Here is a 17,384-nt window from a genome sequence, read left to right on the forward strand (position 1 = left end):
CCGGATCAGATGAGGAAGAAGCGCGCCGTTATCAGGCGAATTTTGCCTTGAGCTGTGCCGCAACGAGCGGCGGGACGAAGGCCGAAACGTCTCCGCCCATGCCGGCGATCTGGCGCACCAAAGTGGCGGTGATCGGGCGAACCATTGGGGAGGCCGGCAGGAACACCGTATGCACCTCCGGCGCCATGGCCTCGTTCATGCCGGCAAGCTGCATCTCGTAATCGAGGTCGCTGCCGTCGCGCAGGCCCCGGATCATGATGGTCGCGCCGTGCTTGCGCGCCGAAGTAACCGACAGATCGTCAAAGGTGACGGCTTCGAGCACGCAGCCGGCCTGGGCCGCCACCGGCCCGCAGACGTCGTGCAGCATCTTCAGCCGCTCCTCGGTGGAGAACAGCGGCTTCTTGCCGGGGTGGACTCCAATTGCGACAACCAGCCTGTCGCACAGCGAGACGCTGTGCCGGACCACGTCCAGATGGCCGTTGGTGATGGGGTCGAAGGAACCGGGATAGAAGGCGATGCGCGGCATGGCTCCTCCTACCCCGCCCGGCCCGGGCCGGCAAGTCGGGCGGGTTCCCTGCCGGTTTTTCCGCAAACCATGTCGGAATCCCTCGAATTGTTTCGTCCTGGGGGCGGCCACGAAACAAAGGGCGCATCCACGAAACCATTTCCCGCTCCGGCGAAGACGTCTGGAAACTGGCCATGGTTACTAATCCAGCCAACGAATGACGGGCCGCACACAAGGCGCAGCGGCCGCATCACAGGGGACTGTCAATGATCAAGGCTCTTTCGGCGATCGCCATCTCTGCATGTGCTGCTGCCGCCCTCACCCTGCTGCCCGGCTTCGCCCCGACCGTCGAAGCCAGCGTGCCGCAGCCGCTGGCCAAGAGCGACCGGCTCGACATCCGCAGCATCGGCAAGGACTGCTCGCAGCAGGCCTGGCCCAACTTCGAAGCCTCGTGTCTGCGCCGCGCCGGCACCAAGGCCAATGTCCGCGAGGCACGCCTCGTGACTGCCGATCGGACCCGTTAGTCGGACCTGTCAGTTTCACGTCAGCCACAGCGCGATGAGATCAGGATGAATCGTCATCGCGCTTTAGGTTGTTGTTTGAGCATGATCTTTTCGAAAAACCGCTGGGCACTTTTCGGGGTCATGCGCTAGCCGGCTAGACCCAATACAAACCCCATGGATATTTGCGACGTCTCGTCGCAGACTGCGTGATGCTCGCGCTCGCCGGAATGATCCGTCGGGCGCGATTCCCATCGGGGGTCGCCATTGTCTAGTACGCCCGCAGTCGCTTCCGGCCATCATCCCGATCCGCTGCCGCTTGCCATGACCATGGGCGCCCTTGGGGTGGTCTATGGCGATATCGGCACCAGTCCCCTCTACGCCCTGAAGGAAGCCGCCAAGGCGGCTGCCCATGGCGGCACGTTAAGCCACGATGCTGTCCTGGGGGTTGCCTCGCTGATTCTCTGGGCGCTGCTGCTCATCATCTCGCTCAAATATGCGTTGTTGATCCTGCGCGCGGACAATCGCGGCGAAGGCGGCATCGTCGCGCTGCTGGCGCTGCTGCACGCCCGCAATGCCCAGCCTGGCACCTGGCGGGCGCATCTGCTGGTCGTCGGCCTCGTCGGCGCCGCCCTGCTCTATGGCGACGGCGCGATCACCCCCGCGATCTCCGTGCTCAGCGCCATCGAAGGCCTCAAGGTCGACGCCCCCTCGCTTGCGCCCGTCGTCGTGCCCGTCACCATCGCGATCCTGATCGGCCTGTTCATGATGCAAAAGCAGGGCACCGGCTTCATCGGCCGCATCTTCGGCCCGGTGATGCTGGCCTGGTTCGTCGTGCTTGCCGCGCTTGGCATCCACGGCATTGTCAAGGCGCCCGCGGTGCTGGCGGCGCTAAGCCCGCTCTATGCCGTCGACTTCCTGATCCACCAGGATTTCCGTATCTCCTTCGGAATCCTCGGCGCCGCTTTCCTCGCGGTGACCGGGGGCGAAGCCATGTATGCCGACATGGGGCATTTCGGCCGCTTGCCGATCCGGCTCGCCTGGTTCGCGGTCTGCCTGCCCGCGCTGGTGCTGAACTATTTCGGTCAGGCCGCGCTCCTGATCACCGATCCTGCCATGATCGAGAATCCGTTCTTCCAGCTCTGCCCCGACGCCCTGCACTATCCGCTCGTCGCCTTCTCCGCGGTTGCGACCGTGATCGCCTCACAGGCGATCATCTCCGGCGTGTTCTCGCTGACCCAGCAGTCGATCCAGCTCGGCTTCCTGCCGCGCATGCTGATCCGCCACACCACCAGCGCTGCGATCGGCCAGATCTACGTGCCGCTGGTGAACTGGCTGCTGGCCGCCGCAACGTTGGGAGCGGTCCTGAGCTTCGGCACGTCGGACGCGCTCGCCGGCGCCTACGGCATCGCGGTGTCGCTGCTGATGGCAATCACTACGCTGCTCGCGGCCCTGGTGGCGATCCAATGGGGATATTCGCCCTGGCTCGTGGTGGCCGTGAACGGCACCTTCTTCGTGATCGACGTGATCTTCTTCTCCGCCAATTCGATCAAGCTGTTCGAGGGCGGCTGGTTTCCGCTGCTGCTCGCCGGCCTCGTCGCCTTCCTGATGCTGACCTGGCGCGCCGGCGTGAAGCTGGTCGAGGCGGCGCGGGCGAAGCTGCGCCAGCCGGAGGAAGACCTGATCGAGACCGCGGTCAACAAATGCCGCGCCAGGCTGCCGGGGACTGCCGTGTTCCTCGCCTCCGCGCCGCGCGGCGTGCCGCTGGCGCTGACCCAGTTCGTCAAGCACAACCGCGTGCTGCACGAACGCGTGCTGCTCGTCACCGTGCTGATCGAGGAATCCCCGCACATTCCCGACGCAGAACGGGCCGAGGTGATCGAGATCATTCCCGGCATCACCCGCGTGATCCTGCATTACGGCTTCATGCAGAACCCGACGATCTATGAGGGATTGGGGTTCGTCGGGCGCCTCGGCAAGCTGCCCGGCATCGATCTCTCCGACGTCACCTACTATGTCGGCCGCGAGACCATCATCCCGCGCGAGGACGTGCCGGGCATGTGGGTCTGGCGCGAAAGCGTGTTCGCTTTCCTCCAGCGCAATGCCGAACGCTCGGCCGCGTTCTTCGGCGTGCCGACCAAGCAGGTGGTGGAGTTCGGCACGGAGCTGGAGATCTGAAGCATCGAGTGCGTGGCCGATTGCGGCGCAGACCGCATCGACGGTTCGGGCTGCAGCTTTGCGAAGCAGCGCAAATGCGCAGCTCGGATGGAGCGCAAGCGTAATCCGGGATTGCGAACGTTCGGCAACATGCGGTCCGGATTGTGCCTTTGGTCGGCGCTTGGCACCGACCTCCTGCTCCATCTGCGCTAAACGTTACTCCCCATTCGTGCCGTTGCTCTCCGCCTCTTCGGTGATGTGCTCGACCGAGACGACGTGCTCGTCCTCGGCGGTGTCGAACACGATCACGCCCTGGGTCGAGCGGCCGGCGATGCGGATGCCCTCGACCGGGCAGCGGATCAGCTGACCCTTGTCGGTGACCAGCATGATCTGATCGGCATCCTCCACGGGGAAGGACGCAACCAAGTTGCCGTTGCGGTTGTTGACGCTCATGGCGACGATGCCTTTGCCGCCGCGTCCCGTGGTGCGGTACTCGTACGATGAGGTGCGCTTGCCGTAGCCATTGACCGAGACGGTGAGCACGACCTGCTCCTGCGCCGACATCTCGGCGTAACGCTCCTGGGCAAGCTGGAAGCTGCCGGAGGTCTCCTCGGCCTCTCCGTCCGCGGCGGTCTCCTCAGTCGCGGCTTCGCCGGCGACCGCACGGCGCATCTTCAGGTACGCCGAGCGCTCGTCCGATGTGGTCTCGACATGGCGCAGGATCGCGAGCGAAATCACCTTGTCGCCTTCGCCAAGCGCAATACCGCGCACGCCCATCGAGGTGCGCCCGGTGAACACGCGCACGTCGGTAACGGGGAAGCGGATGCACTGGCCGCCGGCGGCGGTCAGCAGCACGTCGTCGTGCTCGGTGCAGATCTGCACGTCGACGATCGCCTCGTTGTCATCGAGCTTCATCGCGATGATGCCGGAGCGGCGGACATCGACAAAGTCGGACAGCTTGTTGCGCCGGACGTTGCCGCCTGTGGTGGCGAACATCACGTCGAGATTGCCCCAGGTCGATTCGTCCTCGGGCAGCGGCATGATGGTGGTGATGCGCTCGCCCTGCTCCAGCGGCAGGATGTTGATCAGCGCCTTGCCGCGCGCGTTCGGCGCGGCCATCGGCAGGCGCCAGACCTTTTCCTTGTAGACCTGGCCGCGTGAGGAGAAGAACAGCACTGGCGTGTGCGTGGAGGCGACGAACAGGCGGCTGACGAAATCCTCGTCACGGGTCTGCATGCCGGCACGGCCCTTGCCGCCGCGGCGCTGCGCCCGGTAGGCCGACAGCGGCACGCGCTTGACGTAGCCGGCGTGGGAGACGGTGACGACCATGTCCTCGCGCTGGATCAGGTCCTCGTCCTCGACCTCGCCTTCCTGCTCCATGATCACCGTGCGGCGCGGCGTGGCGAACTCGGCCTTCACCTCGGCGAGCTCGGTCCTGATGATGTCGAGGATGCGGGCGCGCGAGCGCAGGATCTCCAGATAGTCGCCGATCTCGCCGGCAAGTTTTGACAGCTCGTCGCCGATCTCGTCGCGGCCAAGCGCAGTGAGCCGCGCCAGACGCAATTCCAGAATGGCCTTGGCCTGATCCAGCGACAGGCGGATGGTGCCGTCCTCGTTGATGCGGTGGCGCGGATCGTCGATCAGCGTAATGATGTCCTCGACGTCGCGCGCCGGCCAGTCTCGCGTCATCAGGGTGTCGCGCGCAGCCGCCGGTGTGGGCGAGGTGCGGATCACCTTGATGATCTCGTCGATGTTGGCGACCGCGATGGCGAGGCCGACCTGCTCATGCGCGCGCTCGCGCGCCTTGCGCAACTTGTACTTGGTCCGGCGCGTGACGACCTGCTCCCGGAAGCCGACGAAGATCGTCAGCATGTCCTTCAGGTTCATCGTTTGCGGACGGCCGGAATCGAGCGCGACGGCGTTGACGCCGAAGCTGGTCTGGAGCGGCGTGAACTTGTAGAGCTGATTCAGCACCACGTCGGGCATGGCATCGCGCTTGAGCTCGACGACGACGCGGTAGCCATCGCGGTCGGACTCGTCGCGCAGGTCGGAGATGCCCTCGATCTTCTTTTCCTTGTAGAGCTCGGCGATGCGCTCGACCATCGTCGCCTTATTCACCTGATACGGGATCTCGGTGATGACGATCGCCTCGCGCTCCTTCCGGATCGTCTCGAAGGTGACCTTGCCACGCATCACGATGGAGCCGCGGCCGAGATGGTAGGCGCTGCGGATGCCCTGGCGGCCGAGAATGATGCCACCGGTCGGGAAGTCCGGGCCCGGGATGATGTTGTTGAGCTCGTCAATGGTCAGCGAAGGATTGTCGATCAACGCCAGGCAGGCGTCGATGACCTCGCCGAGATTGTGCGGCGGAATGTTGGTGGCCATGCCGACGGCGATGCCGCCGGCGCCGTTGACCAGCAGGTTCGGGAACCGTGCCGGCAGAACCACCGGTTCTTTGCTCGAGCCGTCGTAATTGTCCTGAAAGTCGACGGTCTCGTTGTCGATGTCGTCGAGCAGCTTCAGCGCGATCTTGGTTAGGCGCGACTCGGTGTAGCGCATCGCCGCCGGCGGATCGCCGTCGACCGAGCCGAAATTGCCCTGCCCGTCCACCAGCAATTCGCGCATCGAAAAAGGCTGCGCCATGCGCACCAGCGCGTCGTAGATCGCCTGGTCACCATGCGGATGGTATTGGCCCATGACGTCGCCGACGATACCGGCCGACTTCTTGTGCTTCTTGTCCGGCGTATAGCCTTCCTCGTTCATCGAGAACAGGATGCGGCGATGCACCGGCTTCAGGCCGTCGCGCGCGTCGGGCAGCGCGCGCGACACGATCACGCTCATGGCGTAATCGAGGTAGGACTTCTTCATCTCGTCGAGGATGGAGACGGGGCGAATGTCCGAGGGTTGCGCCGGCTGGTTGCCGGGCTTGTTTTCGTCGTCAGCCAAGGGGAAATCCGGTCAGGTTTATCTGGGAATCATATAGCGCATCGGGGCCGCGATAACTACCCTCGCGAAGGTCAGGGCAAGCGATTTTTCCGCCTATTTTTCCAACAACTTAAGCCCTTCCGAGCCCCGCTCCCGACAGGTGCGGAAGCGGCCTTCGGCAATGGCCTCCATCGCCTCAAGATCGCGCTGCGAGTGCCCTGTCAGAATATCTGTCATGGCGCAATCCGAGCTCACGTCAAACATGAAGCGGGCCCGGAAAATCCGAGCCCACCCCGCCGATGAACATGAATTGCTGACACGGCACACCAGGCGAGCCCAATCAGGCAATGCGCCTCGGCCGCGTGATCCGGGTTCTCAGAACGGGATATCGTCGTCCATGTCGCTGTTGCGGCCACCGCCAGCGGCAACGGGACGGCGCGGAGCGCTGCTTACGGGACCGGACGAGCCGAAGTCGCCGCTGGGTTCGTCGCCGAAGCTGCCGCCGCCTCCGCCGCCACCGCGACCGTCGAGCATCGTCAGGGTCGAGTTGAAGCCCTGGAGCACGACCTCGGTCGAGTACTTCTCGACGCCGCTCTGGTCGGTCCATTTGCGGGTCTGGAGCGCGCCCTCGATGTAGACCTTCGCGCCCTTCTTCAGGTACTGCTCGGCGACCTTGCACAGCCCTTCATTGAAGATCACGACGCGATGCCATTCGGTCTTTTCCTTGCGCTCGCCGGTGTTCTTGTCGCGCCAGGTCTCAGAGGTGGCGATGCTCAAATTGGCGATCGGTCGCCCGTCCTGGGTGCGGCGGATTTCGGGATCCTTGCCGAGATTTCCAACCAGAATGACCTTGTTGACGCTTCCCGCCATCGCCGCTCTCCACTCCAATGCCACTGAATTTCAAAGGCCGAGTCCGCCCTCTGCGTTCCTCCGCCGCCCGTTGAGGCGACCCTATACGCTTGCGGGCGCCGCTCAGCCCATCACCCCTCGGGTTATCCCCACATATAGCACCGCCACTGGCTTTGTTCCAGATTTGTTCTTTGTGACGATCGGGGCGGATATCGGGCCCTTCAAGCCGCGATGTTGGTGATGAAGGCAGCGGCTCGATGGAACTTTTTTGGGTTCCCGCGAACGGCAGAAACCGCTTAACATTCATCAAGTTGCGCTTGGCTCATTCGGTCAGCGAGTGTGGCATTTCGGAGACGGACTTTGCCGGTTTCGTAAGCTAGGGTTGCCTCGGAATTAGTTCATATGGGCGTCGCGCCTTAATTAGCCGCTTCGGGGAGTTTGAGAAGCGGTCGAAACTGGGGAGACTGCAATGAATAAGATTCTGTTTAGTGCAATCGGTGCAATGGCGCTGGGCCTCTCGGCTCCCGCAAGCGCGGCAGATCTCGCTGCGCGCCCATACACCAAGGCTCCGGCTCCCGCCGTTGCCGCGATCTACGATTGGAGCGGCTTCTACATCGGTATCAACGGCGGCGGTGGTTCGAGCCACAAGTGCTGGGATTTTGTGACGCCTGTTACCGGCACTCTGGTTGGCGAAGGCTGCCACAACGCAACGGGCGGCACGGTCGGTGGCCAGATTGGCTATCGCTGGCAGTCGACCAATTGGGTGTTCGGCTTCGAGGGCCAGGGCAACTGGGCTGACTTTTCCGGCGACAACGTGAGCACCCTATTCCCTGGCACCGCTTTGGTCACCGGTGATCGTAACCGCTCTCGCATCGACAGTTTTGGCCTGATCACTGGGCAGGTCGGCTATGCCTGGAACAATGTGCTGTTCTATGTGAAGGGCGGCGCCGCTGTGGTCGGGGACAAGTACGACGTCTATGCCGCCGCAGGCACCCCGGGCGCTGGCACGCTGCTGGCATCGGCACGTGAAACCCGCTGGGGTGGCACGGTGGGTGCCGGTCTGGAATTCGGATTCGCACCAAATTGGTCGGTCGGCGTCGAATACGACCACATTTTCCTCGGCCACCGCACGATCGGCTTTACCACGCCGGCGGGCGTTGTGTTCGGGAGCGACCGAATTGGCCAGGATGTCGACATCGGTCTCGTCCGGCTGAATTACCGCTTCGGCGGCCCGCTGGTCGCGAGGTACTGATCGCTCTGATTTCGTTCAAGGATTAAAGGCCGGCCTCGTGCCGGCCTTTTTCGTTTTATCCGAAGCAGACGGACGGATAAGTCAGTGATCAAGACGTTTTGTGGCTGTTGTGGCTTTTCGGAGACACAACTTGCGGCTTTAGCGGTGTAAGCACGGCATTAGTTGGGCCGTTGAGTCCGCTGCCTTCGGCATGGAAGGCGACAACAGAAACTGGGACTGGGATTAGTTGAAAATGAAAAAGGTTTTGTTGGCTTCGGCCTGTTTGTTCGCTCTCGCTGCTCCGGCTTCGGCCGCTGACCTCGCAGCACGCCCCTATACCAAGGCCCCGATCGCTCCGGCCGCCGTCTACAACTGGACCGGCTTCTACCTCGGCGTCGTCGGCGGCGGCGCTTGGGAAAACGCGTCCGATCCGCGGATGCAGGGTGGCTTCGTCGGCGGCACCGCCGGCTACAACTGGCAGACCGGCAACGTCGTGTTCGGTATCGAGGCGGATGGCGCCTGGGCTGACGTGAGCGCTTCGGCGACCGCACTTGGCATCACTGTCGCCTCCAAGACCGATGCGCTCGGCACCGTGCGCGGCCGAATCGGCTGGGCCGTTAACAACGTCCTGTTCTACGGCACCGGCGGCTACGCCTGGATCGACAACAAGATCACCGTCAGCGCCCTCGGCGTGAGCGTCTCCGACAGCAAGTGGCATTCCGGCTGGACCGTCGGTGCGGGCGTCGAAGCTTTCTTCGCTCCGCAGTGGTCGGTCAAGGGCGAGTACCTCTATCGTAGCCTCGGCAGCGAGAACTACTTCTCTAATCTTGGCGCTCCGCTGGCCTCCGGCACGATCAACTTCCACACCGTGCAGGTCGGCGTGAACTATCACTTCGGGGGCCCAGTGGTCGCCAAGTACTGAGCTGAATACTGATCGCCTACCGACGTCACATCGTCACGAAAGGCCGGCCTCGCGCCGGCCTTTTTGTTTTACGGCTCGATCCGCGCAGTTCCGCTCGCTCCTGCTGCTGCCAGATGCCGCCAGCGCACCAACAATCCGTTGACGATTCGCACGTGCCACTGGAAATCCGCTCGCGTTCTTCCTACGTTCGCTGACATACCCATCGGCGCCGATCCCGGTTCCGGGCGAAGCGCGCCTTTTACATTGGCGCGAGCGCGCGTCTTTGGGATTCCTTGAGGACCAGCGGGATGGACGAAGTGATCAAGGCCAAGCGCCAACAACAGAACGCGGGCTCAAGCCTGCGCGCGATTACGATCCGTGGCGCGCGCGAGCACAACCTCAAGAACATCGACGTCGAGATTCCCCGCGACAAGCTGGTGGTGTTCACGGGGCTGTCGGGCTCCGGCAAATCTTCACTCGCCTTCGACACCATCTACGCCGAAGGCCAGCGCCGCTACGTCGAATCGCTGTCGGCCTATGCGCGCCAATTCCTCGAGATGATGCAGAAGCCCGACGTCGATCAGATCGACGGGCTGTCGCCGGCGATCTCGATCGAGCAGAAGACGACCTCGAAGAATCCGCGCTCCACGGTCGGCACGGTCACTGAGATCTACGACTACATGCGCCTGCTCTGGGCGCGGGTCGGCGTGCCCTATTCGCCGGCCACCGGCTTGCCGATCGAGAGCCAGACCGTGTCGCAGATGGTCGACCGCGTGCTGGCGTTGCCGGAAGGCACGCGCCTCTATCTGCTCGCCCCGGTCGTGCGCGGCCGCAAGGGCGAGTACCGCAAAGAGCTGGCCGAATGGCTCAAGAAGGGTTTTCAGCGCGTCAAGATCGACGGCACCTTCTACGAGCTGGCGGAGGCGCCGACGCTCGACAAGAAATTCCCGCACGACATCGACGTCGTGGTCGACCGGATCGTAGTGCGCGCCGACATCGGCCAGCGCCTCGCCGAGAGCTTTGAGACCGCGCTGAAGCTCGCCGAAGGCCTTGCCGTCGTCGAATTCGCCGACACGCCGGCGGCCGCGCCCGCGGAAGAGAAAAAAAAGACCGCGAAGATCCACGACAAGAGCGGGCCCGAGCGCATCCTGTTCTCGGAAAAGTTCGCCTGCCCGGTCTCCGGCTTCACCATCCCCGAGATCGAGCCGAGACTCTTTTCCTTCAACAATCCCTACGGCGCCTGCCCCGCCTGCGGCGGGCTCGGCGTCGAGCAGCATGTCGACGAGGATCTCGTCATCCCCGAAAAGGATCTGACGCTGCGCAAGGGTGCGATCGCGCCCTGGGCCAAGTCATCATCGCCCTATTACGTGCAGACGCTGAACGCGCTCGGCAAGCACTACAAGTTCACGCTCGACACCAAGTGGAAGGACCTGCCCAAGAAGACGCAAAACGCGCTTCTCTACGGCTCCGGCGAGGATGAGATCAAGTTCTCCTATGAAGACGGCGTGCGCTCCTACGACACCAAAAAACCGTTCGAGGGCGTCATCACCAACATCAACCGCCGCTATCGCGAGACCGAGAGCGAGTGGGCGCGCGAGGAGCTGGCGAAATATTTCCATGACGTCCCCTGCGAGGCGTGCCACGGGTTTCGGCTCAAGCCCGAGGCGCTCTGCGTCAGGATCGGCGGCAAGCATATCGGCGAGATCTCGGAGCTGTCCGTAAAGGGCGCCGGCGAATGGTTCGAGACCGTGCCCGATGCGCTCAACGCGCAGCAGAACGAGATCGCCGGGCGCATCCTGAAAGAAATTCGCGAGCGCCTCACCTTCCTGCTCGACGTCGGCCTCAACTATCTCACGTTGTCCCGATCCTCCGGCACGCTGTCCGGCGGCGAGAGCCAGCGCATCCGCCTGGCCTCGCAGATCGGCTCGGGCCTGACCGGCGTGCTCTACGTGCTCGACGAGCCCTCGATCGGCCTGCACCAGCGCGACAACGCCCGTCTGCTCGATACGCTCAAGCGCCTGCGCGACCTCGGCAACACCGTTGTCGTGGTCGAGCATGACGAGGACGCGATCCGGCTTGCCGATTACGTGCTCGACATCGGCCCCGGCGCCGGCATGCACGGCGGCCACATCGTCGCCGAGGGCACGCCCGCGGAGATCATGCGCAATCCGAAATCCCTGACTGGCAAGTACCTGACCGGCGAGCTCGAAGTCGAGGTGCCGGAGCGGCGCCCACCGAACCATCGCCGCACCATCAAGGTGGTCAATGCGCGCGGCAATAACCTCAAGAACGTCACTGCCGAGATTCCGCTCGGCCTGTTCACCTGCGTGACCGGCGTCTCCGGCGGCGGCAAGTCGACGCTGCTGATCGATACGCTCTATCGTGCCATCGCCCGCAAGCTCAACAATGCCAGCGAAGGCGCAGCGCCGCACGACCGCATCGAGGGCCTCGAGCACATCGATAAGATCATCGACATCGACCAGTCGCCGATCGGCCGCACCCCGCGCTCCAATCCCGCGACCTACACCGGGGCCTTCACGCCGATCCGCGAATGGTTCGCCGGCCTGCCCGAGGCCAAAGCGCGCGGCTACGAGCCCGGCCGCTTCTCCTTCAACGTCAAGGGCGGCCGCTGCGAGGCCTGTCAGGGCGACGGCGTCATCAAGATCGAGATGCACTTTTTGCCCGACGTCTACGTCACCTGCGACGTCTGCAAGGGCAAGCGTTACAATCGCGAGACGCTGGAGGTGCTGTTCAAGGGCAAAAGCATCGCCGACGTGCTCGACATGACCGTGGAGGAGGCCGCCGAGTTCTTCAAGGCGGTGCCGCGCGTTCGCGAGACCTTTAACACGCTGCACCGCGTCGGCCTCGACTACATCCACGTCGGCCAGCAGGCCACCACGCTCTCCGGCGGCGAAGCCCAGCGGGTCAAGCTGGCAAAAGAGCTGTCGAAGCGCGCCACCGGGCGCACGCTCTACATCCTGGACGAGCCCACCACCGGCCTGCACTTCCACGACGTCAAGAAGCTGCTGGAAGTGCTGCACGAGCTGGTCGCGCAGGGCAACACCGTCGTCGTCATCGAGCACAATCTCGAGGTCATCAAGACCGCCGACTGGGTCATCGATCTCGGCCCCGAAGGCGGCGATGGCGGCGGCGAGATCGTGGCCTGGGGCCCGCCGGAAGACATCGCCAAGGCACCGCGGAGCTATACCGGCAAGTTCCTGGAGCCGGTGCTGAAGAAGGCAAGCAAGCCGAAGCGCGGGAGGACGAGCGAGGCGGCGGAGTGACGCCGCCTCGCAGCCGTGATCGAATTTCCCGGAAATGACTCGGACCAGTCGGACGCGCATTCGTTAGCACGCATCTCAAGTGGCGCCTCGGCCAACAATCTGTGGTTCAGTTGAAGGTTGATGCTATACTTTTTTGATTTCGCCTGCAGGAGGTTAGATTGAGCGATGCAGCCGATTCATCCAGCTTTAGCTTCGAATTCATAATTTCTAGAGAAGAAGATAGATTCTTCAGAAGACTTGCGAAAGCCAACCTGAAGGCCCTCATCGATTGGCGTAGCCAAATGACCTTGGCGTTGACCGTTTATGCCTTCATGATCGTGGCAAGCTATATCGCCTTACTTCAGGAGTGGCTGACGCCGCCCGCCGTGTTTGCCGCGATACTGTGCTTAGTAGTGGGACAGCTCTACATGTATTTTGTCTCGAGCTGGATTTCTCGCCAAATATTCGAGAAACTCTTTGAGTTGGATCGTCTCAGTCAGAAGACGAGGCACGTTATTTTTGACGACTTCTCGATCGTCCACAGAGGTCCGAACACCGAGAGCCGGATGTCTTGGGACGAGATTGCGACGATTCAAGATAGCCCAGTCATGGTCGCATTCTGGTACAGTGCGAGACAGGGGTTTTTCATTCCGGCACGAGTCATTGGTGACTCCTCCGCGCGCGCGGCCTTCGTAGAATGGGCGGGGGAGCGCTTGCGCCGCCCTGCCATTGCGGCGGACGCCACCAGGCCCACAAAATTGTTCCCAACACCCGAGCGAAGCTAGCGTCCTACAGCGAGACCTTGCCAACCCAAAGATCAAAGTCCTCGCTTTGTGACGGCCGCGCTGTGTGAAATGGACGTAAATCTCTTCCGCAACGTCACGTTCGAACTAAAGGCTCCGCGAACCAAAGCGCTCAGCGAGATCAATGCCCTACTCCCTCGCCATCTTCGATCTCGACGGCACGCTCGCCGACAGCTTCCCCTGGTTCCTGCGCACCATCAACGACGTCGCCGATCGCTTCGGCTTTCGCCGCGTGAAGGATGAGGACATCGAAAAGCTGCGGCATGCGTCGAGCCGCGAGATCCTCAGCCACCTCGAGGTGCCCTTGTGGAAGCTGCCGGCGATCGCGCGGCATGCGCGGCGGCTGAAGGCGGAGGCAGCTAGCGAGATTTCGCTGTTTGCCGGTGTCGAGGCGATGCTACAGACGCTTGCCGACAACCGCGTGCAGCTCGCGCTGGTTACGTCCGACAGCGAAGCCAATGCGCGCGAGAAGCTCGGGGATGCTGCCGCGCTGTTTTCGCATTTCGACTGCTCGGCGTCGCTGTTCGGCAAGCCGGCGAAATTCCGCCGGGTCATCGGGCGCGCGGGCGTCGAGCCTAGCAAGGTCATTTCGATCGGCGACGAGGTCCGCGACATCGAGGCGGCACGCAACGTCGGCATTGCCTGCGGTGCAGTGTGCTGGGGCTATGCGGCCCCGGCGGCGCTGCGGGCGCTGGGGCCGGATTTCCTTTTCCACCAAATGAAAGATATTCTCAACATTTGCCTAGGGCAGGATTGGCCGGAGAAACCTACATGTCAGCTGCCTCTAACCTAAATGAAGGTATTTCCGCTGTCTTCGACCTTGCTGATCGGGGCCGCGCAACGGACATTGCGAGCGAAAAGGACGAGATGATCGCAAAGGCGATCCGAGATGAGTTCTCATCCCACGCGACGCGAAAACCGCGCGTACGCGCCGATCAACAATCATAGGCCTCGTAGCCCGATGAAGCTGCTTGTTCGCCACAGCTCAAACGAGCGAACGCGGAATCGCGGTCCGGGAAGGTGTCTCGCATGTCGCTTCGCTCATGCGGGCTACCGCCCTACTCCGTCCTGCGCAAAAACGCCCCGAACGCGCGCGGGCCGTCGCCGGTCTTGACCTCGCCGAGTACCTTCAGATCAGTCGCGTCGATGATGTTGAGCGTGTTGCTCTCCCAGCAGGCGACGATGACGCGCTTGCCGTCGGCGGTGGCGGCAATGCCTTCGGGATAATCGCCGACATTGATGCGCTTGATTGGCTTCAGCGTCGCCAGATCGAACACGCTGACGGTGCCGCCATACTGGTCGGTGACGAAGCCGCGCCCTTGCGTCAGCGCCACCGCGTAGGGCCGCATCCCGACCGGCACGCGGCCGATCTCGCGGCCTTCGGCGATGTCAATCACGGAAACGTCGTCGGATCCGACATTGGCGGTGTAGGCGCGCTTGCCCGCGGCGTCGATGGTGATGCCGAAAGGACGCGTGCTGACCTTGATCATTGCTTTGCGCTGCCGCGTCGTCGTGTCCACCACAGAGACGCTGTCGTCGTCGCGGTCTGCCGAGAGCAGCAGCTTGCCGTCCGGCGTCACCGCAAGGCCCGATGGCGAGGCACCGAGCGCGATGCTGGCCGTGACGCTGCGCGAAGCCGTATCGATCACCCGCACCGCGGCGGCATACCAGTCGGCGACATAGACGGTCTTGCCATCGGGCGCGACGGCAATGCCGAGCGGCCCGCCGCCCACCTCGATCCGCCCCGCAACCTGGCGCGCGGCCGCGTCCACCACCGTCACCGCCTTGCCATCGGGGCTCGTCACATAGGCAAAACGTCCGTCCGCGCTGACGGCGACGCCCGCCGGCTTGCCTCCGATCGGAATGGTTGCAACGCTGCGCGCAGTGGCGAGGTCCACGACCATCAGATCGTCGCTGAGCTGGTTGGTGACGAACGCCTCGTCGGCGGACGCACGTGGGAGACCGGCACCGCAAAGGCTGGCGGCCAAGGCCGCCAGGACCAGCGCTCGCACCATCAGCTACCGCTCTCGATCTTCTTCTTGAGCGACTCGAGCCCGGCCCTGTACAGCCCGCTCACCGCCTTCACCGCGGCTTCGTCGCTCAGCTCCGGTGGCGGATCGTTGTTGGGATAGCCACGATAGAACGCGCCGGCCCATTCCAGCTTCGCCTTGCCATCCGGCGCAGGCGACACCGTCAAGGTCGAGGAATAATTGGTCACCGGCAGCACCTTCACGTCGACCTTGGTGATCCGGTACGAATAGCTCAGCATGTCGGGCTCGTATTTGTAGAGCTCCTCCTCGACCGTCGGGCCGCCGGTTAGGGTCAGCGTCCGCGTCGCGCCGATCTCGTTGCCCTTCTGGCCCTCAGTCTTGGTGACGGGCGGGAGCCAGCTCATGTCCTGAAAATTGCCGATCGCCGCCCAGACCTTGGCCGGCGGCGCGCTGATCTCGATGGATTCCCGCACCTTCTGCCGTGTCGGCCCATGGGCCCAGACCGGCTCAAGAGCCGCCGTCAGAGCCATCCCCGCCACCACCAGCGCCGCCACCCCGGCGATCGCCGTTCCCATCGTCATCCTCATGTCGTTTCCTCATTCATCAATCTGCGCGACTTGGAGCGCGCTGAGGTCATCGTAGCGCATTTTTGGACCGCGGGGAGACGTGTTCGTGGCGCGCTTGTGGCGGGCGTGGTGTCGAATATCCACACCATCCCTTGCGTTGCCTGACGGGCAACCACACGAGGCCAAGGTCAATGCGTTCATTCAAAATAATTCGCTTTACTAGAATTCGGAATTATCGCATGTTTCGGTCACCCCAACCCGGGCCGAGGGGCGGATCGCGATCGTCACGAACGCGGGATGGGACGTGGTGGACGCGGGCAGCGCCGCGCGCAGATGGTTTGCAGGGCGGGTCACTCCGTGAGCCAATGCCGCGCGCATACGATGGGTGCAGCCTGCGTACGGCAAAATCGTGTGGTCCTGGCGCCCGGGGTCTGTGCGCCAAGTGTTGCGGTGATGCCTGCAGCCCGACCGGGTCCGCGGCATCAGCCATCCGCAAGGCGACGGGGGCAATAGTGCATCGCTCCCCGAGGAGAGCACGACATAAGCCGTCAAACCACTGCGCAGGGAAGGCCGGGATGTCCAGGCTGCCCTGTATGCCGCTGTGCATGTGTTTCCAGCGCATTTGCGCACAGCGGACCGCGGGCGCCAGCCGGCGCCAGGTCTTCCCTGCGCCCTCGGCATCTTCGAGGGCGACGACCACCATAAAGCTCGGGCAGATGTGCCGCGAGAAGATGAACCTGTGCTTGCAACCAAAAGGCCAAGGTGGATGCAGGCTGCTTCCATACCGCGTACTGCGTCATTGCGAGCGAAGCGAAGCAATCCAAACTGTCACCCTGGAAAGACTCTGGATTGCTTCGCTTTCCTCGCAATGACGACCGGGAGAGTGGGTGTGACGATTGCCCTCAATCATTCCGCCAGCGTGGCCTCCACGAAGCCGCGCGGGTCGGCGCAAAATTCATGCATCACCCGATAATGATCGGTCTGCTCAACCGTAACGGGCTTGAGGCCGTATTTACCCAGCCGCAGCAACTGCGCATTCGGATAGGCCATCAGCAAGGGCGCGTGGGTCGCCATGATCACCTGACAATTGCCGGAGAGATCCATGCGATGCAGGAGCTTGAGGAAATCCATCTGCCGCGCCGGCGACAGCGCCGATTCCGGCTCGTCGAAGATGTAGATGCCCTGCTTCTGGCAGCGCTCCTCGAAGAAGACCAAAAAGCCCTCGCCATGGGAAAAGGAGAGATAGTCCGGCGCCTCCTGAACGCTTGCACCAAACACGCCCTCCATGGCTTGCGCGGCGCTCACGGCCGAGCGGTCCATGTAGCGCGCAATCGAAAAGAACGTCTCGGCACGGAAGAACCAGCCGTCGGTCACCTTCGGGACCCACGCGCCCCGCAACGCAGACGACAGCTCTTCGCCAGTGATTTCGATGCCGCCGCCGTCTATCTCCTGAAAGCCCTTGCGGCCGCCCGTGCTGGCAAAGCCGGCCAACCCCGCGATGCCCTCAAGAATGGTCGATTTTCCGGCGCCGTTCTCGCCGACGATGATCGTGACCGCGGACTCGAAGCTGTGATCGAACTCATCCCTGAAGATGGCAGGGGAATCGCATATGGATTTCTCTGGCCTATTGCATTGGAGAGCAAGAGAGATTCTGAAGACGACTCCCAGAGCATGGAGGGGGTCGGATGCGGAG

At 63.2% G+C, this 17,384-nt stretch carries 13 protein-coding genes and 1 pseudogene; 7 read left to right on the forward strand and 7 right to left on the reverse strand.

Features of this window, described 5'->3' with window-relative positions; genetic code table 11:
• Positions 1 to 31: 31 nt before the first annotated feature.
• On the reverse strand, positions 32 to 526 hold the full coding sequence (gene coaD / locus IVA87_RS28845) for a pantetheine-phosphate adenylyltransferase (RefSeq protein ID WP_247295205.1): 495 nt from the start codon (positions 524 to 526) through the stop codon (positions 32 to 34).
• 245 nt (positions 527 to 771) lie between these two features.
• Between coaD and IVA87_RS28850 the strand changes: the two genes are divergently transcribed.
• Together IVA87_RS28850 and IVA87_RS28855 are read left to right on the forward strand one after the other, a co-directional pair.
• Entirely contained in the window at positions 772 to 1,029 is a 258-nt protein-coding gene (locus IVA87_RS28850; RefSeq protein WP_247295208.1) for a hypothetical protein, read from the forward strand.
• A 300-nt stretch (positions 1,030 to 1,329) separates the two neighbouring features.
• A complete protein-coding gene (locus IVA87_RS28855) occupies positions 1,330 to 3,183 on the forward strand; it encodes a KUP/HAK/KT family potassium transporter (protein ID WP_247295419.1) in 1,854 nt (617 codons plus the stop codon).
• 195 nt (positions 3,184 to 3,378) lie between these two features.
• Here IVA87_RS28855 and gyrA read toward each other — a convergent pair whose 3' ends face one another.
• From gyrA to IVA87_RS28865, 3 genes are all read right to left on the reverse strand, one after another.
• The gene (gene gyrA, locus IVA87_RS28860) at positions 3,379 to 6,108 is read right to left on the reverse strand and encodes a DNA gyrase subunit A (protein ID WP_247295211.1); all 2,730 of its coding nucleotides are present in this window, start codon (positions 6,106 to 6,108) and stop codon (positions 3,379 to 3,381) included.
• A 93-nt stretch (positions 6,109 to 6,201) separates the two neighbouring features.
• On the reverse strand, positions 6,202 to 6,324 hold the full coding sequence (locus tag IVA87_RS35190; protein WP_256466510.1) for a hypothetical protein: 123 nt from the start codon (positions 6,322 to 6,324) through the stop codon (positions 6,202 to 6,204).
• A gap of 138 nt (positions 6,325 to 6,462) precedes the next feature.
• Positions 6,463 to 6,957 carry a single-stranded DNA-binding protein gene (locus tag IVA87_RS28865; RefSeq protein ID WP_247295213.1) on the reverse strand — a complete coding sequence of 165 codons (495 nt, stop codon included), beginning with the start codon at positions 6,955 to 6,957 and terminating at the stop codon, positions 6,463 to 6,465.
• A 448-nt stretch (positions 6,958 to 7,405) separates the two neighbouring features.
• On the opposite strand from IVA87_RS28865, the gene IVA87_RS28870 reads away from it, so the two are divergent.
• The 5 genes from IVA87_RS28870 (at position 7,406) to IVA87_RS28890 (ending at position 13,927) form a co-directional block, all read left to right on the forward strand.
• Complete coding sequence (locus tag IVA87_RS28870) at positions 7,406 to 8,188, forward strand: outer membrane beta-barrel protein (protein ID WP_247279900.1); 783 nt, start codon at positions 7,406 to 7,408, stop codon at positions 8,186 to 8,188.
• 232 nt (positions 8,189 to 8,420) lie between these two features.
• The gene (locus tag IVA87_RS28875; protein ID WP_247279901.1) at positions 8,421 to 9,089 is read left to right on the forward strand and encodes an outer membrane protein; all 669 of its coding nucleotides are present in this window, start codon (positions 8,421 to 8,423) and stop codon (positions 9,087 to 9,089) included.
• A gap of 287 nt (positions 9,090 to 9,376) precedes the next feature.
• Positions 9,377 to 12,352 carry an excinuclease ABC subunit UvrA gene (gene uvrA / locus IVA87_RS28880; protein ID WP_247336330.1) on the forward strand — a complete coding sequence of 992 codons (2,976 nt, stop codon included), beginning with the start codon at positions 9,377 to 9,379 and terminating at the stop codon, positions 12,350 to 12,352.
• Positions 12,353 to 12,510: 158 nt separating this feature from the next.
• Positions 12,511 to 13,116 (forward strand): hypothetical protein, encoded by a 606-nt coding sequence (locus IVA87_RS28885; RefSeq protein WP_247336333.1) that lies wholly within the window; start codon positions 12,511 to 12,513, stop codon positions 13,114 to 13,116.
• Between the two features lie 142 nt (positions 13,117 to 13,258).
• Positions 13,259 to 13,927, forward strand: a complete 669-nt coding sequence (locus tag IVA87_RS28890; RefSeq protein WP_247336335.1) for an HAD family hydrolase — start codon at positions 13,259 to 13,261, stop codon at positions 13,925 to 13,927.
• 265 nt (positions 13,928 to 14,192) lie between these two features.
• Here IVA87_RS28890 and IVA87_RS28895 read toward each other — a convergent pair whose 3' ends face one another.
• The 3 genes and pseudogenes from IVA87_RS28895 to IVA87_RS28905 all read right to left on the reverse strand — a co-directional run bounded on the left by IVA87_RS28895 (position 14,193) and on the right by IVA87_RS28905 (position 17,364).
• Positions 14,193 to 15,146: a cytochrome D1 domain-containing protein gene (locus IVA87_RS28895; RefSeq protein ID WP_247295421.1), complete on the reverse strand. Its 954-nt coding sequence runs from the start codon at positions 15,144 to 15,146 to the stop codon at positions 14,193 to 14,195.
• A 2-nt stretch (positions 15,147 to 15,148) separates the two neighbouring features.
• Complete coding sequence (locus tag IVA87_RS28900; protein ID WP_247279904.1) at positions 15,149 to 15,712, reverse strand: SRPBCC family protein; 564 nt, start codon at positions 15,710 to 15,712, stop codon at positions 15,149 to 15,151.
• Between the two features lie 885 nt (positions 15,713 to 16,597).
• Positions 16,598 to 17,364, reverse strand: a pseudogene (locus tag IVA87_RS28905) (AAA family ATPase).
• Positions 17,365 to 17,384 lie beyond the last annotated feature (20 nt).

The sequence above is a fragment of the Bradyrhizobium sp. 147 genome (assembly GCF_023073935.1).
Lineage (GTDB): Bacteria > Pseudomonadota > Alphaproteobacteria > Rhizobiales > Xanthobacteraceae > Bradyrhizobium.